Here is a 22,342-nt window from a genome sequence, read left to right as displayed (position 1 = left end):
ACATTTCCTGTCCTGTACTGCTTCCAAAGGGTCGCGGTTGTAATAAAGGCCCGCCGTCCGGCGGGCCCTGCTTGTTATGCGACTTGTTTCTTTACTCAGTGAGCAATGATGTACATGTCTTTGCTGTAGATGTTGTCCAGCGGGTTGGCCGGGTAGCCGCCCACGTAGGGCTTGACCATGCGGGAGGTCACGTACTGATAGATGGGGGCGATCGGCATGTCCTTGGCCAGGATCTCTTCGGCCTGGACATAGAGGTTGTTGCGCGCCTCGGCATCCACCTGGTTGCGGGACTCGCTCATCAGCTTGTCGAACGCCGTGTTGGAGTACTTGCCATCGTTGTTGCCGTGAGTGGTCTGCATCAGATCCAGCATGGAGGAGGCTTCGTTGTAGTCGGCGATCCAGCCGGCACGACCCACGTCGAAGTTACCCTGCTTCTTGGTCTCCAGGTAGGTCTTCCACTCCTGGTTCACCAGGCTCACTTCCACGCCCAGCTTCTTCCACATGGAGGCGACGGCCACGGCCACCTTCTTGTGGTTGTCGTCGGTGTTGTAGAGCAGCTCGAACTTGAGCGGCTTGCCCGGGCCATAACCGGCTTCGGTCAGCAGCTCTTTCGCCTTGGCATCACGCTCTGCCTGGCTCAGCTTGGACCAGGCCGGGGCTACCGGCTTGAAGCCGTCCACGAAGTCGGGGACCAGGGTATAACCCGGGGTCTCGCCCTTGCCCATCACCTTGTCGGCGATCACGTTGCGGTCGATGGCATAGGAGAGCGCGGTACGCACGCGCACGTCATCAAACGGCTTGTGCTTGAAGTTGTACTGGTAGTAGTAGGTACCCACATAGCCGCTCACCTGCACTTCCTTGGGCAGCTCTTTCTTCATCTGCTTGAAGCGCTCGATGGGCATGTTGTAGGTCAGATCCACTTCACCGGCCAGGTAGCGGTTCAGCTCGGCGTTGGTGGACTGGATCGGCAGGTAGGTCACCTTCTCGATGACGGTCTTGGCGTTGTTCCAGTAGTTGGGGTTGCGCTCCACGTCGACGCGCTCGTTGACCACCCAGTCCTTCAGCACATAGGCGCCGTTGGAAACCATGTTGCCGGGTTGGGTCCACTTGTCACCGAACTTCTCGATCACCTTCTTCGGTACCGGGTAAGTGGTGGTGTGGGAGAGCATGCTGACGAAGTAAGGCACCGCCTTCTCCAGCTGCACCTCGAAGGTGTGATCGTCCACCGCCTTCACACCCAGGGTGTCGGACGGCTTCTTGCCCGCGATGATGTCGGTGGCGTTGACGATGGTCGGGATCTCCATGTACCAGGAGTACGGAGAAGCCGTTTTGGGATCCACCGCGCGCTTGAAGGCAAATTCGAAATCGTGGGCGGTGACGGGATCCCCGTTGGACCACTTGGCATCCTTGCGCAGGTGGAACACGTAGTGTTTGTTGTCCTTGGTTTCCCAGGACTCGGCGACGCCGGGCAGGGTCTCACCCTTGGGGCCGGAGGTGACGAGACCTTCGAACAGGTCGCGCAGGATGTTGGATTCTACCGTACCTTCGGTCTTGTGCGGATCCAGGGTTGCGGGTTCGGAACCATTGCCTTTCACCAGGGTCTGCTCGGAGGCGAGCTTGGTGCCGGCGGGGACATCGGCGGCGTGAGCCAGAGTGGCGCCACCAAAGAGTGCGGTCAATAAAAGGGTATTAATAATTGTTTTTCTATGAGTCATTTCCATACTCCAACAAGAACATTCCATGCATTTGTTATCCACGAGATAAAAACCTCGCTGCCCGCATAATTCCCTGACAAATCTGATAATGCAATAGATATCATCAGCACCAGGGTACTTTCATGGTCAAAAAAACAACTTCAAACCATTTATTCAGCAATTAAATATGGCGAGCAGGTCAGTTTCTATACAGGGACGGTCGATTCTAGGAAATGACCAACAAAAAAGAAACAATAAAAAGCCGGTCACGAGGACCGGCTACGACAAAACATAGAGCTGGCTCACACCAGACCGGGGAAGACCCCCTTGATGCCCGCGACGATGATCTCGATGCCGAGCGACATCATGATAAGACCCATGATACGGGTGACCACGTTGATACCGGTGTTGCCCATCAGCTTGAACAGCAGGGGGGCGGCGCGGAAGATGAGCCAGGAGCAACAGGCAAAGGCCACCACCACCAGGAACATGCCGGCCATCTGGGGCAGGGTCTTCTGGCTGGCATAGACGATGGAAGAAGAGATGGCGCCGGGTCCGGCCATCAGGGGCAGTGCCAGGGGCACCACGGCGATGGATTCGCGCGCAGCCAGTTCACCCTTCTCCTGCTTGTTGTGCTTCACCTCCCCCAGCTTGCCCTGCAGCATGGACCAGGCGATCAGGGTGATCAGCGAGCCCCCGGCGATACGAAACGACGCCAGCGAGATGCCGAAGCTATCGAGGATCAGCTGCCCCATGCACATGGAAACAATCAGGATGATCATCACGGCAATATGGGCGGTGGTATTGGTCTTCCTGCGCTCATCCGGCTGCATGTGACCGGTCAGGCTCACGAAGACCGGCAACAACCCCAGCGGGTTGATGATCGCAAACAGGCCGACGAAAAATTTCAGGTATAAAGAGAAGTCTATTGCTGCCATAGGCGCCATCCAGAACCAAACCGGGCCACAGGGGTCATCCCCATCCAATTGCGCGTAAATTTACACCATGATTTTTCCCTTCACCAATCAAATAATCTCACCCTTTTCGGGGCTTTTCAGTTAGTTCCTCTAATGTATCGACAAAATTCAACATTTCGAGTTGTTAATCCGCGTCAGTGATGGTTAACAATATGATCAAACGCATCGACATTTAATTCTGCAAGACCATCTCAGTTCAATATTCACCATCAACAAACCACCCTGTTGGTGGCGTAATGACGCTTTTCCCTGAACCCACAGCGACGAGCAACACCTGTCGTGCCCACTCATTCGGGCTGCACGTATCCCCATCTTCTCTGCCATCGTCGGCAACGAGCCATCGCTCCCGCCCCGAATTCTGCCGCGCCAGCGCCGTGACTGGATAAAAGCAACAAGCCACTGGCTCAACAAAAATGAAACCCTCGCCAACTGGCTGGAGAAAGCCACCGCCAAGCCCCTCCCCTGCCGGATCGCCTCCCCTCGGGGGCCCTGGGGGAAACAACGCTGAATTCAGGTGCCATGCCCCTTGCACCGCCGGCGACCCGTGCCGGGTTTCAGGCAACAGGTTAGCAACATTCGGCCTGCCGGGTGGCTGAAACAAAATTTCTTTTGTTCTTTTGTTACATATGATCCAGATCAATTTTTTCTGACACATCCCGGCCCTATAATCGAGTCAGAAAACAGTTTACTAAGACATGTAAATACCCCGTTGTGGTGATTCTCTCCTTGACAGGGCGGCTATAATTGCCGGGCATTGCCAAGGTCTTACTAAACAGTTTTCAAATCATCAGGAGATAAACATGGCAGTAACCAATTTGGCTGAACTGGATGCACTGGTTGCCCGCGTCAAAGAAGCGCAGCGTCAATTCGCCAGCTTCTCGCAAGAGCAGGTAGACAAGGTTTTCCGTGCCGCCGCCCTCGCCGCCAGCAACGCCCGTATCCCTCTGGCCCAGATGGCCGTGGCCGAATCCGGTATGGGTATCATCGAAGACAAGGTTATCAAGAACCACTTCGCCTCCGAATACATCTATAACGCCTACAAAGACGAAAAGACCTGCGGCATCCTGAGCCAGGACGACGAGATGGGCACCATCACCATCGCCGAACCGGTAGGCATCATCTGCGGTATCGTACCGACCACCAACCCGACTTCCACCGCGATCTTCAAGGCTCTTATCTCCCTGAAGACCCGTAACGCCATCATCTTCTCCCCGCACCCCCGTGCCAAGAACTCCACCAATACCGCTGCCAAGCTGGTACTGGATGCAGCCATTGCCGCCGGTGCCCCGAAAGACATCATCGGCTGGATTGACCAACCCTCCGTCGAACTCTCCAACGCCCTGATGCGTCACGACGACATCAACCTGATCCTGGCCACCGGTGGCCCGGGCATGGTGAAGGCCGCCTACTCCTCCGGCAAACCCGCCATCGGCGTGGGTGCGGGCAACGTGCCCATCGTCATCGACGAGACTGCCGACGTGAAGCGTGCCGTCGCCTCCATCCTGATGTCCAAGACCTTCGACAACGGCGTGGTTTGTGCCTCCGAGCAGGCGGTCATCGTGGTTGACTCCATCTATAACCAGGTCAAGGAGCGTTTCGCGACCCACGCCGGCTATATCCTCTCCAAGGAAGAGGCCGACAAGGTGCGTAAAGTGCTGCTGATCAACGGCGCCCTGAACGCCGACATCGTGGGCCAGCCTGCCACCAAGATCGCCGCCATGGCCGGTGTCACCGTTCCCGCGACCACCAAGATCCTCATCGGTGAAGGCCTGGAGCTCTGCGCAGAAGACGAATTCGCTCACGAGAAGCTCTCCCCGACGCTGGGTATGTTCCGTGCCAAGAACTTCGAAGAAGCCGTCGAGATGGCCTGTGACATGGTCAACATCGGTGGTATCGGCCACACCTCCGGTCTGTATACCGACCAGGATCGCAACGCCGACCGCATCAAGTACTTCGGCGACAAGATGAAGACTGCCCGTATCCTCATCAACACCCCCTCCACCCAGGGTGGTATCGGTGACCTGTACAACTTCGCGCTGGCCCCGTCCCTGACCCTGGGTTGCGGCTCCTGGAGTGGTAACTCCATCTCCGAGAACGTCGGTCCCAAGCACTTGATCAACAAGAAGACAGTCGCAAAACGGGCAGAAAATATGCTGTGGCACAAACTTCCGAAATCCATCTACTTCCGTCGTGGTTCCCTGCCTATCGCCCTGAGCGACCTGGAAGGCAAGAAGCGTGCACTGGTAGTGACCGACCGCTTCCTGTTCAACAACGGCTACGCCGATGAAGTGGTCCGTCTGCTCAAGAAGCTGAACATGGAAGTGGAGATCTTCTACGAAGTGGAAGCCGACCCCACCCTGTCCGTGGTACGCAAGGGCGCCGAAATGGCCAACTCCTTCAAGCCGGACGTGATCGTCGCCCTGGGCGGTGGTTCTCCGATGGATGCCGCCAAGATCATGTGGGTGATGTACGAGCATCCGGACACCGCGTTCGAAGATCTGGCCATGCGCTTCATGGACATCCGCAAGCGTATCTACAAGTTCCCGAAAATGGGCGTGAAGGCCGAACTGGTCTGTATCACCACCACGTCCGGTACCGGTTCTGAAGTGACCCCGTTTGCGGTCGTGACCGACGACGCCACCGGCATGAAGTACCCGCTGGCCGACTACGAGCTGACCCCGAACATGGCCATCGTGGACGCCAACCTGGTCATGGGCATGCCGAAATCCCTGTGCGCCTTTGGTGGTATCGACGCCGTGACCCACGCCATGGAAGCCTATGTCTCCGTGCTGGCGAACGAGTACTCCGATGGCCAGGCGCTGCAAGCCCTGAAACTGCTGAAGGACTACCTGCCCTCCAGCTACATCAACGGCGCCAACGACCCGATTGCTCGCGAGAAGGTGCACAACGCTGCCACCATCGCCGGTATCGCGTTTGCCAACGCCTTCCTGGGCGTGTGCCACTCCATGGCCCACAAGCTGGGTGCGGAGTTCCACATCCCCCACGGTCTGGCCAACGCCCTGCTGATCAGCAACGTCATCCGCTACAACGCGAACGACAACCCGACCAAGCAGACCGCGTTCTCCCAGTACGACCGTCCGCAGGCTCGTCGTCGCTACGCCGAAGTGGCTGACCATCTGGGTCTGACCGCTGCCGGTGACCGCACCGCGGCCAAGATCGAGAAACTGCTGGCCTGGCTGGACGAGCTGAAGGCAACTCTGGGCATTCCGGCCTCCATCCGTGAAGCTGGCGTGAACGAGGCGGACTTCCTGGCCAAGGTTGACCAGCTGGCCCTGGAAGCCTTCGATGACCAGTGCACCGGCGCCAACCCGCGCTACCCGCTGATCACCGAGCTGAAAGCCATCCTGATGGACACCTACTACGGCCGTCCCTTCATCGAGGAAGCCCAGGTGGCGACCAAGGTAGAAGCCAAAGTCGAAGCCAAGGTAGACACCAAGAAAAAATCCAAGGCCTGATAAGTCCCCTGGATGATGAAAGCCCGCGCAGATGCGCGGGCTTTTTTATTTGTCTATCTGTTTAATTTTGCTAGCTTATTGATAGGCAAATTCGACAGAAGAGCTAATCCATGGCGCTGATCCAGGCCTCCATCGAGCAGTTGAGAGTCGGCCACTACATCCATCTCCCCACGGGATGGACGAGTCACCCTTTTATGTTCAATGCCTTCAAGATCCGCGACCAGCAACAGCTTGATATCATCCGACACCTCGAACTCACCCTGCTGATGGTGGATCCCGACAAGAGCGATCTGCCCGTCGAACCCCTGTTGCGCGCCGACCCGGCCCCCTCCCCCGAGCGGGAGAGCGCGCAGGACACACCGCCCCCCACTGAGCCCGGCTTTGACGAGAAGGCGTTCAGACGCTCCCTGCGCACCGCCGACAAGGCCTTCGGCCAGTCCCTCTCGGATTTGCGCGATGCGCTCGGCGCCCTCAACCTCAAGCCTGACGAGGGGCTCGCCAATACCGCCCAGCTAGTGCGCAGCACCGCCAGCCGTCTTGCCAGCCATCAGGGGCCACTCGGGTTGCACCTCATCCGCAGCCAGCACACGGATAGCCTGCTGCAACACAGCCTGAGCGTGGCCTTCATCGCCATGCTGATGGCGCGGGAACTCGGCATGACCCCGATCGACATCGAGGAGGCGGGGCTGGCCGGCCTGCTGCACGACATCGGCGAACTCAGGATCCCGAGCCAGATCACCCAGAAACGGGGGGATCTCAACAAGGCGGAGCAGAATTTTCTCAACATGCACCCCCAGTACGGGCTTGAGATGCTCAATCAGCTGCAGGCCTTCGAACACAGGATCCGCGAGGTGGCCCACCTGCACCACGAGCGCCTCGACGGCAGCGGCTTCCCTCTTGGCATCGGTGGCGACAAGATCCCTCCCCTCGTCCGCCTCATCGGCCTGGTGGATCACTACGACGAATCGCTCCACCCCCGCAACGGCATCAACCCGATGGGGCCGAGCCAGGTCATCGGCCAGCTCTTCAAGCTGTCCCAGAAGAAATTCGATCAGGATCTGGTCAGGTTGCTGATAAAGGTGCTGGGGGTCTATCCCCCCGGCTCCCTGGTGCGCCTCGACGACGACTCCGTGGCCCTGGTGCTGTCGACCGAACCCACCATGCCCCTCAAACCCAAGGTGCAGCCCTATATCAAGGGGCAGCGCCCGGAAGGGGTGGCCATGATCGACTTGCGGGAGGATGCGAGAAGCATAGTAGCCACCCTCAGGCCGGAAGAGCTGGATGAAGGACAACGGCCGTTTTTCAGCCTGGGCCGGCGGGTCTGTTACTATTTCGCCTTCTGAGTTATCCCCAGAAGCTGGGGATAACTCATTGGACAAACCTGAATAATTGCTCCATCCCCCTCAAAATCGTCCGCCATTGAAGCTGAATAAAAAACGCCCAACCAAGGGGTCGGGCGGAGCATGCCACCTCCGTGTGGGGTATCCTGCGGATACCTTCATGCTCTCTTCAGCAATATCAAGCGCAGGCAGGTTATACAAATATCAATTTAACATACTGATTTTATATGGTTTTATTTTTCAATTCTGGCAAACTGCCCCCGCCACCCGGCGCCGGCCCGTGTCAAGACGAGATCTGGCTCACAGTGTGCCAGGGCGGCGCACAGACCAAGCATGATTGTTGAGGAAGGTTTTTTATGCAGTTAGTCCTCTCCCTGCTCCAGCAGATGAGCGTCAGCCTGGTCATCGCCTACCTCTTTTCCAAGAGCCCCCTGCTGCGCCCCCTGGCCAACTACTCCGTCAGACTGCCCCACAAGGTGCTGATATACGTCATCTTCTCCAGCTTCTGCATCCTCGGCACCTACGTGGGCCTCGACATCGACGAGGCCATCGCCAACACCCGTGCCGTCGGTGCCGTGCTTGGCGGTTTGCTGGGCGGCCCCCTGGTCGGCTTTCTGGTCGGCCTGACCGGTGGCCTGCACCGCTACACACTGGGAGGCTTTACGGATCTGGCCTGCGCCATCTCCACCACCTGCGAGGGGCTCCTGGGGGGTCTGGTGCACTGGCGGCTGATGCGGGCGGGCAAGGTGAATGACCTCTTCGAGCCCAGAGTCGCCTTCTTCACGACCTTCGTGGCCGAGATCATGCAGATGGTGATCATCCTGCTGGTCGCCACCCCGTTCGACAAGTCCCTGCTCCTGGTGCGCACCATCGCCACCCCCATGATCCTGGCCAACTCCTGCGGGGCGGCCCTCTTCATCAGCATGATCCGCGACCAGCAGCGGATGTACGAGAAGTTCTCCCGAGTCTTCTCCGCCAAGGCCCTCACCATCGCCAACCGTACCGTCGGCATCATGAGCCAGGGGTTCACCCCCGAGGCCAGCACCCGCATCGCCCAGATAGTGCAGGAGGAGACCGGGGTCGGTGCGGTCGCCATCACGGATACCGACAAGATCCTCGCCTTCATCGGCACCGGGGAGGATCACCACAAGCCGGGTACCCCCATCACCTCCGCCATCACCCTGCAGGCCATCGCCCAGAACAAGGTGCTCTTTGCCGACGGCAACAGCCAGCCCTATCGCTGCAGCCTCTCCCCCCAGTGCGAGCTGGGCTCGGTGCTGGTGATCCCCCTGCAGGGGGATCAGGGGGTGATCGGCACCATCAAGCTGTATGAACCCAAGAAGCGGCTGTTTCTCAAGATCAACCACACCCTGGGAGAAGGGATCGCCAACCTGCTCTCCCAGCAACTGCTGAGCGGACGGCTTGAGCAGCAGCAGCGCCTGCTGGTGCAGTCCGAGCTCAAGCTGGTGCAGGCGCAGATCAACCCCCACTTCCTGTTCAACACCCTCAATACCATCAGCGCCATCACCCGCCGCGACCCGGGCAGGGCGCGAGAGCTGTTGCTGCATCTCTCCCGCTTCTTTCGCAACAATCTCAAGCGCCAGCACGGTATGGCCACCCTGCGGGAGGAGCAGGAGCACTGCCTCTCCTACCTGGAGATTGAGCAGGCCCGCTTTGGCGAGCGGCTGGCCGTCATCAACGAGATCCCGCCCCACCTGGCCGACCTGCAACTGCCGAGCTTCACCCTGCAACCCCTCATCGAGAATGCCATCAAGCACGGCATCTGTTCCCTGCTGGGCCAGGGGCGGATCCGCCTCTTTGCCGAGGAGGGGCCGGACCGGGTCACCCTCTGTGTCGAGGACAACGCCGGCGCCTGGGATCCGGCCTCCCGGAGCGATGGCCTCGGCATGAGCCTGGTGGACAAGCGCCTCAAGAGCGCCTTCGGCGAGCGCTTTGGCCTCGATGTGCAGTGGGAGCCAGAGCAGTGGACCCGGGTCTGCCTCACCCTCCCCAGACAGCCCCCTATCCCTTCCAAGGAGACGAGATGATCCGCACCCTGATCGTCGATGATGAACCCTATGCCCGCGAGGAGCTGGCCGAGCTGCTCGGCGGCGATCCCGACATCGAGATCCTGGGCATGGCCGCCAACGCTATCGAGGCGCTGCCCATGATCCAGCGACTCAAACCCGACGTGGTGTTTCTCGACATCCAGATGCCCAAGCTGAGCGGCATGGAGCTGGTCGCCATGCTGGACCCCCTGCCCCGCATCGTCTTTGTTACCGCCTTCGACGATTACGCCATCCAGGCCTTCGAGGAAAACGCCTTCGACTACCTGCTAAAACCGGTGGAGCCGGCGCGCCTCGCCAAGACGCTTGGGCGACTCAGGCAGGACCTCACGCCGCAACCGGTCGGGAACCTGGCCCCGACCATCCGCCATATTCCCGGATACCTGCACAACCGGGTGCGGCTGCTGCCCACCTCGCAGGTGGAGTACGCTTTCTCGGATCTTGGCGGCGTCCATGTGGCCTGCCAGGGCGAGCTGTTTCACACCCAGCTCACCCTCAAGTCCCTGGAGGAGAAGACGCCGCTGCTGCGCTGCCACCGCCAGTATCTGGTGGCGCCGGCCGCCATCTTCGAGATCCAGCTGCTGGAGAACCAGCTGGCGGAGATAGTCACCCCGAGCGGGGCCCGGGTGCCGGTCAGCCGCCGCTACCTCAAGGAGCTCAAGGAGGAGCTGGGGCTGGAATAAGCCCCGGGATGTGCGCGAGATCACAACGGGCGACCGCTCGGGTCGCCATGTCGCCGCTCAGCCCGTTTACCTGCCGTTAACAGAAAGACCCACCTACACTGGCCGCGCACACCAAAAAATAACAAGGCAGGAGCGTAACAATGATCTGGTTCTTCCTCTGTGTCGGCTTGCTGATAGCCGGCTACTTCCTATACGGCAAATTCATCGAACGGATATTTGGCCCGAAACCCGAGCTGAAGACCCCCGCCATCACCATGGCGGACGGGGTGGACTATGTCCCCATGTCGGACAAGAAAGTCTATCTGGTTCAACTGCTCAACATCGCCGGCGTCGGCCCCATCTTCGGCCCCATCCTGGGTGCCCTCTATGGCCCGGTCGCCATGCTCTGGATCGTGTTCGGCTGCATCTTCGCCGGTGCGGTGCATGACTACTTCTCCGGTATGCTGTCGGTGCGCGCCAAGGGCGCCTCGGTGCCGACCGTGGTCGGTGAGCACCTGGGTACCGCCGCCAAGCACTTCATGAACCTGTTCGCCGTGGTGCTCTTGATGCTGGTGGGCGTGGTCTTCGTGCTGAGCCCGGCTGGCCTGCTCGCCAACCTCACCTCCACCGATCTGGTCTACTGGATTGCGGCCATCTTCGCCTACTACATCCTCGCGACCATAGTCCCCATCGACAAGATCATCGGCCGCTTCTACCCCATTTTCGGCGCCCTGCTGGTCTTCATGTCGGTCGGCCTCATCATCGGCCTCATCGTCTCCGGCAAAGGCTTCTACAACACCGGGATGGACTTCTCCAACCTGCACCCGACCGACCTGCCGCTCTGGCCGCTCTTGTTCATCACCATCGCCTGTGGCGCGGTCTCCGGCTTCCACGCTACCCAGTCCCCGCTGATGGCGCGCTGCATGCAGAACGAAAGCTCCGGCCGCTTCATCTTCTACGGCGCCATGATAGGTGAAGGCATCATCGCCCTCATCTGGTGCACCCTGGGTCTCTCCTTCTACGACAGCACAGAAGCGCTCAACGCCACCCTGGCAAGCGGCGGTCCCTCTGCCGTGGTACACGAGGTCTCCACCAGCCTGCTCGGCACCGTTGGCGGCATCCTGGCCATCCTGGGCGTGGTGATCCTGCCCATCACCTCCGGTGACACGGCGTTTCGCAGTGCCCGCCTCATCGTGGCGGACTTCCTGAACCTGACCCAGAAACCCATGGCCAAGCGCCTGCTGATCGCCATCCCCATGTTCATCCTTGGTTTCATCATCTCCAAGGCCGAGTTCGGGGTGATCTGGCGCTACTTCGGCTGGGCCAACCAGACCACCGCCGTCATCATGCTGTGGGCCGCCGCCGCCTACCTCATCAAGGAAGGCAAGCTGCACTGGGTGTGCACCATTCCCGCCATCTTCATGACGGCCGTGGTGATCACCTACCTGGCCAACGCCCCCATCGGCTTTGGTCTGGAGATGGGTGTCTCCACCATCATCGGCCTGGTGGGCACCGCCCTCATCACCCTGGCCTTCCTGGTGAAATTCAGACCCTCGCAACTGAGGGAAGCCAAGGAGAGTTGAGGATTGACCCTTTCTCCATGACAAGAGGCCCGGCATTGCTGCCGGGCCTCTTTCTTTTGGGGTCACTTCCCGGCGGGTGTCACCGGGGCGTCGGGGGCCTCGGCGGGGGCCTGATACCAGTGCTCCCTTGCCACCAGCACCGCCTGCTCCGGCTGGGCAATGAAGTTGGGGGACATGATCTGCACTCCGAACTCGTTGAAGACATCCTGGATGTGGCCATGCAGCTCCGTCCGGACCACGGCGGGCAGCAGGTCCGCCTTCATGCGCACCTGCAGCTCGTACTCCACATACCAGTCCTGCAGGTTCAGCTGCCTCACCAGGGGCGCCTCCGCCTGATTGAGCATGGTGCAGCGCCGCGCGGCCAGCTCCAGCATGGCGTGTACCTGGCGCCAGGGGGCATCGTAACCTATGGTCACCTTGGTCAGGAGTGCGACCCCCTTCTCGCCAGCCAGCCGCGTCAGGTTGACCACCTTGCCCCCCACCACCACCGCATTGGGCAGCGTGACCTCGTGATCCTGGCGCGTCACCAGCTTGGTGGAGAGGGCGTTGAGCTCGCTCACCATCCCCTCGACCTCGCCGATCTGCACCAGATCGCCGGGTCGCAGCGCACGGGAATAGATGAGCACCAGGCCGCTCATGGCGTGGTTCATGATGCCCGCCGACCCCAGGGTCACCATCAGACCGAAGAAGACGCTGATCCCCTTGAAGGCGTCGGAGTCGGCGCCGGGCAGGTAGGGGTAGGCCACGGTCAGGGCAAACAGCCAGATCCCCACGGAGAGCAGGCGCCGGGTCGCTCCTATGGTCTCCGCGTGCAGTCCCTGCACCCGCAGTTGGCCGTGTTCGATGCGATCGAACAGGATGGCCAGCATCCGGATGAAGAAACGGGTGATAAGCACGATGAGCAGCACGGTCACCAGCCCCGGCATGGCCGCTATCATCCCCTCCAGCATGTCGCCGCACAGTTCGAACAGGGAGTCCCCCAGGCGCTCGCTCCAGGCCCGGGTCTGGGGGAAGAGGGCGAGCACATAGGTCAACCAGCCATAGGTGAGCATGAAGATCACCAGCAGGGTGACGAGGCCTATCAATCGGGCCTCCACGTTTCCCGCCACCTGGCGCCACTGGTGTGGAATAAGCCCCTTCTGCTGCAGGAGACGGTTGGCGAGCCAGCGTCTGACCCGTCTGTGGCCCCGCTGCAGCAGCCAGGTCAGACCGAAGAAGAGCAGGCTGGCCAGCAGCGCCATGCCACCGGCCTTGAGCAGATAGGGGGTCGAATGCAGTTCAAGGTACTTGAGGCGCACCTTGTCCAGCCGTGCCCGCACCAGCTCGCTCGCCTGATCCAGGCTCAGTTCGTCGAGGGTTTCCAGATCCCCTTCCACCAGCACCAGGATCCGCTTGCCGTTGACCAGAAACTCGCGCGTATCCTGGCCAAAGCGCCTGGCGCTCACCAGGGTCACCGGCTCCTCCAGATCGGAGGCCTTCATCTGCATGAGCCGCTCCTTGACCAGACGGACCCGGGCCGCCCCGTCCAGACGGCCAAATTTCGCCTGCAACATGACGATGGGCTCGTGGAGCAATACCAGGGTTCTGGCCTTCTCCTGTTCGGTCGGCTCCATCCTGGGCTCGGCGGCCCATGACTGACTCACCGACAACACATTGAACAACAGCAACAGCGCCAACCAGCGGCCCATTTTGCATCCCCTCTCCATCCTGCCCCCAATTTTCCCTGCGAGACCATATAGTCCCGTTCCTGTTTGATTTTATAGAAGTAAATGTCTGGTGTGTGATAAATAGTCAAGCGATTAACCAGGCCTGTACCACAAGTTCAACACCAAGCTTGGGTCCTTGCGCTACGGCAATATACTGTCATCATGAGCTGGATACTGTGAAGGCGAGTGTCCGGATATGGCCTCGCGATTTGAGATGGGAGAAACCGATGGTACTTGACTACATTGCCCTGGGAATATTGGTGTTTGTCGTCTTGGTCATCTTCTATGGCGTTATCGTCATTCACGATATTCCGTATGAAATAGCCAAGCACCGCAATCACCCCCACCAGGATGCCATTCACGTGGCAGGCTGGGTCAGCCTGTTCACCCTGCATGTGCTCTGGCCCTTCCTCTGGATCTGGGCCACGGTCTACCGCCCCGATCGCGGCTGGGGGTTCAACCAGCGGCTGCAAAACGACGAAGACGAGATCACCGCACTCAAGAAAGAACTGGCCGTACTGCAGGCCCGCATGAACACGCTCGAACAGACCGATAAATAGGTAACTCCCCATGGACCTGCTACTGATCCTCACCTATGCAGCCCTCTGCATAGGCGTTTTCAAGATCTTCAAGATCCCGCTCAACAAGTGGAGCGTCCCGACGGCCGTGCTGGGGGGGATCGTCCTCATCGGCACCCTCATCATGCTGATGAACTACAACCACCCCTACTCGGAGCTGGCCCGCAACTACTACGTCTCCACCCCCGTCGTACCCCTGGTGAAGGGACGCGTCACCGAGGTGCCGGTCACCCCCAACCAGCTGGTCAAACAGGGGGACGTACTGTTTCGCATCGATGCCGAGCCCTTCCAGGAGAAGGTCGCCAGCCTGACGGCGAGGCTTTCCTCCAACCAGGACTACCTCAAGTCCCTCGATGCCCGGCTGCGCTCTGCCAGCCTGGACCGGGATCGCGCCCAGGAACTGATGCGACGGGGTATCGGCAAGCAGCGTGATCTGGACGTGACCCAGGCCAACGTGGACGACATCGTCGCCCAGATCGACCAGCAGAAGGCCACGCTGGATGACCTGAAAGCCCAGCTCAACATCGCCAAGTACGATCTGGAGCAGACCGTGGTCTACGCTCCGAGCGATGGCCATGTGGTGCAGCTGGCGCTGCGCCCGGGCATGATTGCCGCCCCCTTCATGTTCCGCCCCGTAATGACCTTCATCCACGAAGACGCCAACTCCTACGTCGGCTGGTTCTGGCAGAACAGCATGCAGCGGCTCAAGGATGGGGATGAGGCCGAGGTGGTACTGGACGGCATCCCCGGCCGGATCTTCAAGGCCAGGGTGAAGAAAGTGATCCCCGCCATGGCAGCGGGCAACGTCCAGGCTCAGGCGGGCCTGATCGATCAGACTACGGCCCAGGTGCCCGGCCGTTTGCCGATCATCCTGGAGATCACCGACCCCGAGTGGGCCAAGTATCAGGTGATCGCGGGCTCCAGCGGCCAGGCCGCCATCTACACCGAGCATTTCCATCACGTGGCCATCATGCGAAAGATCCTGATGCGCATGGGCAGCTGGCTCAACTACCTGTTCCCCTTCCACTAAGCTTCGTTACCACCTCCTGTTTCGAGGGCCGCGCTTGCCGGCCCTCTGTTTTTAAGCCAGACATTTAAAAACCGAATCCCTATAATGGCGCCATCTTGCAGCAGCCAGTCTCCCCATGTTCGTTCTAAGACCCTATCAAACCGACGCCGTCAACGCCGTCATCAGCCACTTTCGCAAACATCCGGATCCCGCCGTCATCGTGCTGCCCACCGGGGCCGGCAAGAGTCTGGTGATCGCCGAGCTGGCGCGAAAAGCCCGCGGCCGGGTGCTGGTGCTGGCCCACGTCAAGGAGCTGGTGGAGCAGAACCACGCCAAGTACGAGGCCTGGGGGCTCAAGGCCGACATCTTCGCCGCCGGACTGTCCCGCAAGGAGGCCAGCGCCCAGGTGGTGTTTGGCTCGGTGCAGTCGGTAGCCCGCAATCTGGATGCCTTCGACGGGGCCTTTTCCCTGCTTATCATCGACGAGTGCCATCGGGTGTCGCTCGATGATGACAGCCAGTACCATCAGGTGATCGACCATCTCAAGGCCGCCAATCCGGCCCTCAAGATATTGGGCCTCACCGCCACTCCCTACCGGCTGGGGCTGGGCTGGATTTACCGGCGTCACTACCACGGCATGGTGAAGAGCCACGGGGAGCGGCTGTTCGGCGACTGCGTGTTCGAGTTGCCCCTGCGCTTCATGGTGAAAAACGGCTACCTGACCCCGCCCCGTCTCGTCGATGCCCCCGTCGTCCACTACGACTTCAGCCGGCTGGTGCCGCGCGAGAACGGCCTGTTCAGCGAGGCGGACCTCAACGGCGAACTCAGGCGCCAGGAGCGGGTCACCCCCCACATCATCAATCAGGTACTGGAGTACGCCGCCGAACGCCTGGGGGTGATGATCTTCGCCGCCACCGTCGAGCACGCCCGGGAAATTCACGGTCTGCTCGGCGCGCAAGGAGAAAAAGCGGCGCTGATCACCGGTGAAACCCCGGGTCCGGAGCGCGACGCCCTCATCAGCGCCTTCAAGGCCCGCGAGCTCAAATTCCTGGTCAACGTGGCGGTGCTCACCACCGGCTTTGATGCCCCCCATGTCGATCTTATCGTGATGCTCAGACCCACAGAGTCGGTGTCGCTCTACCAGCAGATCGTCGGGCGCGGCCTGCGCCTGTCGCCTGGCAAGACCGATTGCCTGGTACTGGACTACGCCGGCAACAACTTCAACCTGTTTGCCCCCGAGGTGGGGGAACCCAGACCCCACGCCGGCACCGAGCCGGTCCAGGTGCCCTGCCCCGCCTGCGGCTTTGCCAACACCTTCTGGGGCAAGACGGACGAAGACGGCAAGGTGATTGAACACTACGGCCGCCGCTGCCAGGGGCTGTTCGAGGATGACGAGGGCCATCGCGAGGAGTGCGACTATCGCTTTCGCGCCAAAATATGTCCCGCCTGCGGTGCCGAAAACGACATCGCAGCCCGCCGCTGTCAATCCTGCGATCACCTCCTGGTGGATCCTGACGACAAGCTCAAGGAGGCGCTCAATCTCAAGGACTGCATGGTCATCCGCTGCGCCGGTCTCACCCTGGCGGCTGGGCGCGGCAAGCAGGGGGAGCGGCTGGAGGTGACCTATCACGACGAGGACGGACTCACCCTGACGGAGTACTTCGGTTTCCACTCGCCGGGCGCACGGCGCTTGTTTCAACAGGTCTTTGTGCGTCATCATTGGCCCGCCCCGGGGCTGGAGCCCGAATTTGCCACCCTGGCGAGCGTGCTGGCCGCCAGCGGCCAGTTCCGTCACCCGGATTTCGTCATCGCCCGCAAGTCGGGCCGTTTCTGGCAGGTGAAGGAAAAAATATTCGATTACGAGGGGCGTTACCGGACTGCCAACGCCCCGGCCTGACCACACGTCCGGCCACATCAGGCAGTCACCCGGTTTGATTAGCAGGGCGGTATTGCATTGCCGCCCTTTCGTTCAGTTAGAGGATCCTATGCAGCGGCTGTTGATTGGTTTTTGTGCTCTCTTTTCCCTGGTGGCCCAGGCCACCCCGCTGACCCCGCCCAAGGGGGGCCAGTATGCCGTCATCGTGCAGGGCAACAACGGCATCGAGTTTTCCCGCAATGCGGATGACATGATAGCGCCCGCCTCCACCATGAAGGTGCTGACCGCGCTCGCCGCCCGCCTGGAGCTTGGCGCCGACTTCCGCTTCGCCACCGACCTCCAGGCCCAGCCCGGCGCCAAGCAGGGGGATGCCATCAACGGTGACATCTGGATCAACTTCGTCGGCGACCCCACCCTGTCGCGGATGGATCTGGTCGCCCTGTTCAAGCAGCTCGGCGTCAGCCAGATCAAGGGCAACGTCTACGTCAACACCGGTGCCTACAACGGCTATGAGCGCGGCAACGGCTGGTCCTGGGGGGATCAGACCCTCTGCTTCGCCGCCCCGGTCTCCTCCGTCATCATCGACAAGAACTGCGCCTACGGCACCGTTACCGCCACCCAGATCGGCAAGCCCGCAGTGGGCAATGTCGCCACCGGCGTCCCCATCGGCATCGGTGCCGACAACGTCGAGGTGATGAGCTATGGCGACATGGCGCGCCAGTTCTGCGCCCTGGAAGTAGACATGGCCAAGGGCAACTTCTACGAGCTCAAGGGCTGCATCACCCCGAACAAGGAGCCACAAGGGCTGCGCTTCGCCATCCACGACGTGGAAGCCTGGGGTTGGGACAACATCCGCTGGGCCATGAACCGTGCCGGGATCCGCCACGACGGCCTGCTGCGCGTCACCCACAAGGCCCCGGTGGGTGCCCAGACCCTGGCCACCCACTACTCCGTCTCCCTGCCGGTGATGCTCGCCAAGATGTTGAAGAAGTCCGACAACCTCTACGCCGACACCTTCCTCAAAACCGTGGGTCGCCATTACTACAACAAGCCGGGGAGCTATCGCAGTGGCACCATGGCGGTGCGCGCCATCCTGACCAAGCACGGCATTGACCTTGGCAACGCCACCCTGGCCGACGGCTCCGGCCTCTCCGCCCACAACCTCATCAGCGCCCGCCAGATGCTGTCGGTGCTGACCTTCATCCAGAAGAACGACGCCGAGCTCGATTTCATCAAGCTGCTGCCGAGCTCCCAGGTGGACGGTACCCTGGCATGGCGCCGCAGCGTCACCGCCCCCATGATGAAGAACAAGGTGCACGCCAAGACGGGGACCATCACGGGCACCTCGAACCTCGCCGGCTTCATCGACACCGCCGGCGGCCAGCGCAAGGCGTTCGTGATGTTCCAGCGCGGCCTGTCCCAGGATCCGGCGACCCACGATCGCTACCGCGCCAGCAAGGCGCCCTGGCCCTGGACCGTCTTCGAGAAGGGCGTGCTGGAGAGCATCTACCAGCAGCAGCCCATCCAGATCGCCGCGCAGTAAAGAGTCTGGGTAGCCTTGCCACGAGCCCGGTGATCCGGGTGCCATCGAACAGGGTGAACAGGGGCATCGCAATTTTCAGCTTTGACTGGCCCGGCGCCGAGGCTATGCTGTGCCCAGCCTCGCCTTAATGGCCTGCGTGAACGGCTTGTGTAACGGCTTGTATAACGGAGAGAAAAGATGTTTGTAGAGATTTTTGGTCGTCCGGGTTGCCCCTATTGCGTGCGTGCCCAGCAGATTGCCGAGCAGCTGACCGAGGAGCGCGATGACTTCGAGTTCCGCTACGTGGATATCAACGTCGCCGGGCTGACCAAGGACGATCTGGCTGCCAAAGCCGGCAAGCCCGTAACCACGGTGCCGCAGATCTTCCTGGACGAGCAGCACATCGGCGGCTGCACCGACTTCGAGGCCTATGCCCGAGCCAATCTGGGTCTGTAAGACCAACCCCATTGCAAAAGGCGCCCAGGGCGCCTTTTTTCATGCCGCACGCCTGCCTTACCCCACCGGCGTGAAACGGCTCACCACCTCCCCCTGGTGCTCAATCCACTCCATGAACATGGCCACGGGGCGGGCATAGACCTGGCCGTCCTGCTCCGATTGGTAGACGACCAGCTGCTCCCCGGTCTCGGTGTGCTGGGCCAGGGCGAGCACCTGGTAGTAACCCCCCTTGAAATGACGATAACGACCGGTGGCGGGTGCATGCATGACAGAGCCTCGATGGTGGAAGAGAAAGGAGCCCGACCTGCCGGACAGGCGGGGTGAAAGCGGATTTTTACCCCAGCCAATCGTGCCAGATGGGCGGGATATTTCAATACACTCCCGTGGCTTTGTGCGCCCTCCCCTCATCTTTCACTGGTCTCTTGGAAACGGGCAAACGATCCTGCTGAATTTAACAAGTTGGCAACCCTGTTTTAGGGGTAAATATCAGGGATTTATTCCATAAATTAGATTGTTCTAGCATTCAATTCTGTGAAGAATAGGGGCAGAGAAATTTGATACTAAAAACAGCTTTTCTGCCAACGCGCCCCACGGGGAAGGAATCACGCTCACATGTTCACCATCGACAAGTCGCACAAGCTCGACGATGTCTGCTATGACATCCGCGGCCCGGTGCATAAAGAAGCCCGCCGTCTCGAGGACGAAGGGCACCGCATCATCAAGCTCAACATCGGCAATCCGGCACCGTTTGGCTTCGAAGCACCGGAGGAGATCATCAAGGATGTGATCCTCAACATGCCCCAGAGCCAGGGCTACTGCGACTCCAAGGGGCTCTTCTCGGCCCGCAAGGCGGTGATGCAGTATTACCAGCAAAAAGGGATGCGCAAGGTCGACATCGACGACATCTACATCGGCAACGGCGCGAGCGAGCTCATCGTGATGGCGATGCAGGCGCTGCTCAACAACGGCGACGAGATGCTGGTCCCCTCCCCCGACTACCCGCTCTGGACCGCGGCCGTCACCCTCTCCGGTGGCCATGCGGTGCACTACCGCTGCGACGAAGGGGCCGACTGGTACCCGGATCTCGACGACATCCGGGCCCGCATCACCCCGCGCACCCGCGGCCTGGTGCTGATCAACCCCAACAACCCGACTGGCGCCGTCTACGGCAGCGAGTTTTTGCTGGAGGTGATCGAGATCGCCCGCCAGCACAACCTCATCATCTTCGCCGACGAGATTTACGACAAGATCCTTTACGACGACATCTCCCACACCAGCGTCTGCACCCTGTGTGACGATGTGATGGTAGTGACCTTCAACGGCCTCTCCAAGGCCTACCGCGCCTGCGGCTTCCGCCAGGGCTGGATGGTCATCACCGGACCAAAGGGCCGTGCCAAGGGCTACATCGAGGGGCTGGAGATGCTGGCCTCCATGCGCCTGTGTGCCAACGTGCCCATGCAGCACGCCATCCAGACTGCGCTGGGCGGCTACCAGAGCATCAACGAGCTGATCCTGCCGGGCGGCCGCCTGCGTCGCCAGCGGGACAAGGCGTGGGAGCTGCTCAACGACATTCCGGGGGTCTCCTGCGTCAAGCCCAAGGGGGCGCTCTACATGTTCCCGCGCCTGGACCCCAAGGTGTACGACATTCGCGACGACCAGAAGATGGTGTTCGACCTGCTGCAGCAGGAGAAGCTCTTGCTGGTGCAGGGCACCGGCTTCAACTGGCCGGCGCCGGATCACTTCCGCCTGGTCTTCCTGCCCCGGGAAGAGGAGCTCGAAGAGGCCATCGGCCGCCTCGCTCGCTTCCTCAAGGGCTACAAGCAGTAAGCTCTGAACATGAAAAAGGCTCCTTCGGGAGCCTTTTTGTTGCCTGTCGTATGACGTCCTATCAGCCGTGCAGCAGGGCCCCGGCCACCAGCACCCCCATGGTGATGAGCCCTACCCCGATGATGAAGGGCAAGACCCAGCGCACGAAGCGGTCGTAGGGGATCCTGGCGAGCGCCAGCCCGGCAACCAGGTGGGCGGCGGTGGGGGCAAACAGGTTGATCCAGCCGGAGGCGGACTGGTAGGCGGTGATCACCAGATCCCGGGAGATGCCGGAGAAGTCCGCCAGCGGCCCCATCAGCGGCATGGAGACGGTCGCGAGCCCCGAGGTGGAGGGGATGAAGAAGCTGAGGATGATGTGCACCAGATAGGCCATCAGGATGAAGACCGATGACGACAGCCCGCTCACCAGCCCCTCGGCCCAGTGCAAGATGGTGTCGATGATGACGCCGTGCTCCATCACCACATAGATGCCACGCGCCACCGCCACCACCAGGGCCACCCCGATAAGATCCCGCGCTCCGTTCAGGAAGGTCGCCACATAGTTGGACTCGGGCATCCGGTTGATGAGCGCGATAAGGATGGAGGCGCTGAAGAAGAGGGTGGAGAGCTCGTCGAACCACCAGCCCAGGGTGGGCAGCAGGTCGATACCCAGATCCGACCAGGGCACCACCGCATAGATCATCAGCAGGAAGGTACCGAAGAAGACCAGCATGGTGAGCTTCTGCCTGCCGCTGAAGGCGTGGTTGCTGCTCTTCATCTGGGAGAACTCGTCGTCATAGACGATGTCCGCCAGCACGGAACGGGACTTGTCCTGCTGCACCTGCTTGGCGTAGCGCATCACGTACCAGGAGGCGAAAATGACAAGCAGCAGCCACTGCACGACCCTGAGACCAATCCCCTCGCCGATGGGGATGCCGGCAAAGCCGGAGGCGATGCCGGTGGCGAACGGGTTGACGGTGGAGGCGAGCACCCCGACCCCGGAGCCGAGCAGGATGATGCCCGCCGCCACCATGCGATCGAAGCCTGCCGCCATCATGACAGGCACGATGAGCGCCCAGAAGGCCACCGTCTCTTCCGCCATGCCGAAGGTGGAGCCGCCGAGGGCAAACAGGGCGATCAGCACGGGGATGAGCAGTCGCTCGCGCCCGGCGAAGGTGCGCACGATTGCCCCCACCCCGGCATCGAGCGCCCCGCTCTGCATGGTCACCGCCAGAAAACCGCCGATGATGAGCACGAAGAGCGCCACATCCGCCGCCTTGTGGAACCCCTGAATGGGGGCCTTGAGCACCTCGAACACCCCCTGCGGCCGGGAGGGAAGCTCGGTGTAGCTGCCGGGCACCGGCAGCAGGCGCTCGCCGCCGCTGTAATCCGCCACGGCCGCTGCCACCACCGGCTGCTGGGTCTTGGCCGTCACATAGTTGTATTTGCCCGCCGGCAGCACCCAGGTGAGGGCCGCCACCAGGGCGATGATGAGAAAGAGCAGGGTGTAAACCGTGGGGAGTTGGCGCTTCTTGGGCGCGTCGTGTGGAGTGGTCATAGCTTCCGTACCTCGGCAGTGCCGTCATGTGAT

At 61.0% G+C, this 22,342-nt stretch carries 16 protein-coding genes; 11 read left to right on the top strand and 5 right to left on the bottom strand.

The genetic code is table 11. The features are described 5' to 3' along the window. Positions 1–95 precede the first annotated feature (95 nt). Both J9885_RS05875 and J9885_RS05870 read right to left on the bottom strand, forming a co-directional pair. Positions 96–1,715, bottom strand: a complete 1,620-nt coding sequence (locus J9885_RS05875) for an ABC transporter substrate-binding protein (RefSeq protein ID WP_210548413.1) — start codon at positions 1,713–1,715, stop codon at positions 96–98. Between the two features lie 281 nt (positions 1,716–1,996). Beyond that, a complete protein-coding gene (locus tag J9885_RS05870; protein ID WP_043761370.1) occupies positions 1,997–2,632 on the bottom strand; it encodes a YchE family NAAT transporter in 636 nt (211 codons plus the stop codon). A gap of 839 nt (positions 2,633–3,471) precedes the next feature. On the opposite strand from J9885_RS05870, the gene adhE reads away from it, so the two are divergent. The 5 genes from adhE to J9885_RS05845 all read left to right on the top strand — a co-directional run bounded on the left by adhE (position 3,472) and on the right by J9885_RS05845 (position 11,798). Further along, entirely contained in the window at positions 3,472–6,147 is a 2,676-nt protein-coding gene (gene adhE, locus J9885_RS05865; RefSeq protein ID WP_210548412.1) for a bifunctional acetaldehyde-CoA/alcohol dehydrogenase, read from the top strand. 110 nt (positions 6,148–6,257) lie between these two features. Then, the gene (locus tag J9885_RS05860; protein WP_210548411.1) at positions 6,258–7,490 is read left to right on the top strand and encodes an HD-GYP domain-containing protein; all 1,233 of its coding nucleotides are present in this window, start codon (positions 6,258–6,260) and stop codon (positions 7,488–7,490) included. A gap of 353 nt (positions 7,491–7,843) precedes the next feature. Continuing rightward, on the top strand, positions 7,844–9,535 hold the full coding sequence (locus J9885_RS05855) for a sensor histidine kinase (protein WP_210548410.1): 1,692 nt from the start codon (positions 7,844–7,846) through the stop codon (positions 9,533–9,535). Beyond that, on the top strand, positions 9,532–10,236 hold the full coding sequence (gene btsR, locus J9885_RS05850; RefSeq protein WP_210548409.1) for a two-component system response regulator BtsR: 705 nt from the start codon (positions 9,532–9,534) through the stop codon (positions 10,234–10,236). Before J9885_RS05855 ends, btsR begins: the two co-directional genes overlap by 4 nt. A 140-nt stretch (positions 10,237–10,376) precedes the next feature. After that, positions 10,377–11,798, top strand: a complete 1,422-nt coding sequence (locus J9885_RS05845; RefSeq protein WP_134696018.1) for a carbon starvation protein A — start codon at positions 10,377–10,379, stop codon at positions 11,796–11,798. Positions 11,799–11,860: 62 nt separating this feature from the next. Here the strand turns inward: J9885_RS05845 and J9885_RS05840 are convergent, their stop codons facing one another. After that, positions 11,861–13,486 (bottom strand): mechanosensitive ion channel domain-containing protein, encoded by a 1,626-nt coding sequence (locus J9885_RS05840; RefSeq protein ID WP_210548408.1) that lies wholly within the window; start codon positions 13,484–13,486, stop codon positions 11,861–11,863. Between the two features lie 245 nt (positions 13,487–13,731). Here J9885_RS05840 and J9885_RS05835 point away from each other — a divergent pair, with 245 nt between their 5' ends. From J9885_RS05835 to J9885_RS05815, 5 genes are all read left to right on the top strand, one after another. After that, the gene (locus J9885_RS05835; RefSeq protein ID WP_043761386.1) at positions 13,732–14,064 is read left to right on the top strand and encodes a DUF3302 domain-containing protein; all 333 of its coding nucleotides are present in this window, start codon (positions 13,732–13,734) and stop codon (positions 14,062–14,064) included. Between the two features lie 10 nt (positions 14,065–14,074). Beyond that, a complete protein-coding gene (locus tag J9885_RS05830; RefSeq protein WP_043761388.1) occupies positions 14,075–15,112 on the top strand; it encodes an HlyD family secretion protein in 1,038 nt (345 codons plus the stop codon). 115 nt (positions 15,113–15,227) lie between these two features. After that, positions 15,228–16,988, top strand: a complete 1,761-nt coding sequence (locus tag J9885_RS05825) for a DEAD/DEAH box helicase (protein ID WP_210548407.1) — start codon at positions 15,228–15,230, stop codon at positions 16,986–16,988. Positions 16,989–17,076: 88 nt separating this feature from the next. Next, positions 17,077–18,510, top strand: coding sequence for a D-alanyl-D-alanine carboxypeptidase/D-alanyl-D-alanine-endopeptidase (dacB, locus tag J9885_RS05820; RefSeq protein WP_202040972.1), 1,434 nt, complete (start codon positions 17,077–17,079; stop codon positions 18,508–18,510). Between the two features lie 177 nt (positions 18,511–18,687). After that, positions 18,688–18,945, top strand: a complete 258-nt coding sequence (locus J9885_RS05815) for a GrxA family glutaredoxin (RefSeq protein WP_043761394.1) — start codon at positions 18,688–18,690, stop codon at positions 18,943–18,945. A gap of 57 nt (positions 18,946–19,002) precedes the next feature. Here the strand turns inward: J9885_RS05815 and J9885_RS05810 are convergent, their stop codons facing one another. Continuing rightward, positions 19,003–19,212, bottom strand: a complete 210-nt coding sequence (locus J9885_RS05810) for a DUF1653 domain-containing protein (RefSeq protein WP_202040974.1) — start codon at positions 19,210–19,212, stop codon at positions 19,003–19,005. 345 nt (positions 19,213–19,557) lie between these two features. On the opposite strand from J9885_RS05810, the gene J9885_RS05805 reads away from it, so the two are divergent. Further along, entirely contained in the window at positions 19,558–20,772 is a 1,215-nt protein-coding gene (locus tag J9885_RS05805; protein WP_201873008.1) for a pyridoxal phosphate-dependent aminotransferase, read from the top strand. 61 nt (positions 20,773–20,833) lie between these two features. Here J9885_RS05805 and J9885_RS05800 read toward each other — a convergent pair whose 3' ends face one another. Continuing rightward, positions 20,834–22,309 (bottom strand): YfcC family protein, encoded by a 1,476-nt coding sequence (locus J9885_RS05800; protein WP_210548406.1) that lies wholly within the window; start codon positions 22,307–22,309, stop codon positions 20,834–20,836. Between the last annotated feature and the right edge of the window lie 33 nt (positions 22,310–22,342).

It is taken from the genome of Aeromonas sp. SrichE-2G (assembly GCF_017939565.1).
GTDB lineage: Bacteria > Pseudomonadota > Gammaproteobacteria > Enterobacterales > Aeromonadaceae > Aeromonas > Aeromonas taiwanensis.
Note: the sequence above shows the minus strand (reverse complement) of the source record. Positions and strands in the feature narration are given on the sequence as shown.

Excerpts from the sequence above, each read along its gene's own strand:
- J9885_RS05875 (WP_210548413.1), bottom strand. The coding sequence starts at position 1,715 with ATGACTCATAGAAAAACAATTATTAATACCCTTTTATTGACCGCACTC.
- J9885_RS05870 (WP_043761370.1), bottom strand. The coding sequence starts at position 2,632 with ATGGCAGCAATAGACTTCTCTTTATACCTGAAATTTTTCGTCGGCCTG.
- adhE (WP_210548412.1), top strand. The coding sequence starts at position 3,472 with ATGGCAGTAACCAATTTGGCTGAACTGGATGCACTGGTTGCCCGCGTC.
- J9885_RS05860 (WP_210548411.1), top strand. The coding sequence starts at position 6,258 with ATGGCGCTGATCCAGGCCTCCATCGAGCAGTTGAGAGTCGGCCACTAC.
- J9885_RS05855 (WP_210548410.1), top strand. The coding sequence starts at position 7,844 with ATGCAGTTAGTCCTCTCCCTGCTCCAGCAGATGAGCGTCAGCCTGGTC.
- btsR (WP_210548409.1), top strand. The coding sequence starts at position 9,532 with ATGATCCGCACCCTGATCGTCGATGATGAACCCTATGCCCGCGAGGAG.
- J9885_RS05845 (WP_134696018.1), top strand. The coding sequence starts at position 10,377 with ATGATCTGGTTCTTCCTCTGTGTCGGCTTGCTGATAGCCGGCTACTTC.
- J9885_RS05840 (WP_210548408.1), bottom strand. The coding sequence starts at position 13,486 with ATGGGCCGCTGGTTGGCGCTGTTGCTGTTGTTCAATGTGTTGTCGGTG.
- J9885_RS05835 (WP_043761386.1), top strand. The coding sequence starts at position 13,732 with ATGGTACTTGACTACATTGCCCTGGGAATATTGGTGTTTGTCGTCTTG.
- J9885_RS05830 (WP_043761388.1), top strand. The coding sequence starts at position 14,075 with ATGGACCTGCTACTGATCCTCACCTATGCAGCCCTCTGCATAGGCGTT.
- J9885_RS05825 (WP_210548407.1), top strand. The coding sequence starts at position 15,228 with ATGTTCGTTCTAAGACCCTATCAAACCGACGCCGTCAACGCCGTCATC.
- dacB (WP_202040972.1), top strand. The coding sequence starts at position 17,077 with ATGCAGCGGCTGTTGATTGGTTTTTGTGCTCTCTTTTCCCTGGTGGCC.
- J9885_RS05815 (WP_043761394.1), top strand. The coding sequence starts at position 18,688 with ATGTTTGTAGAGATTTTTGGTCGTCCGGGTTGCCCCTATTGCGTGCGT.
- J9885_RS05810 (WP_202040974.1), bottom strand. The coding sequence starts at position 19,212 with ATGCATGCACCCGCCACCGGTCGTTATCGTCATTTCAAGGGGGGTTAC.
- J9885_RS05805 (WP_201873008.1), top strand. The coding sequence starts at position 19,558 with ATGTTCACCATCGACAAGTCGCACAAGCTCGACGATGTCTGCTATGAC.
- J9885_RS05800 (WP_210548406.1), bottom strand. The coding sequence starts at position 22,309 with ATGACCACTCCACACGACGCGCCCAAGAAGCGCCAACTCCCCACGGTT.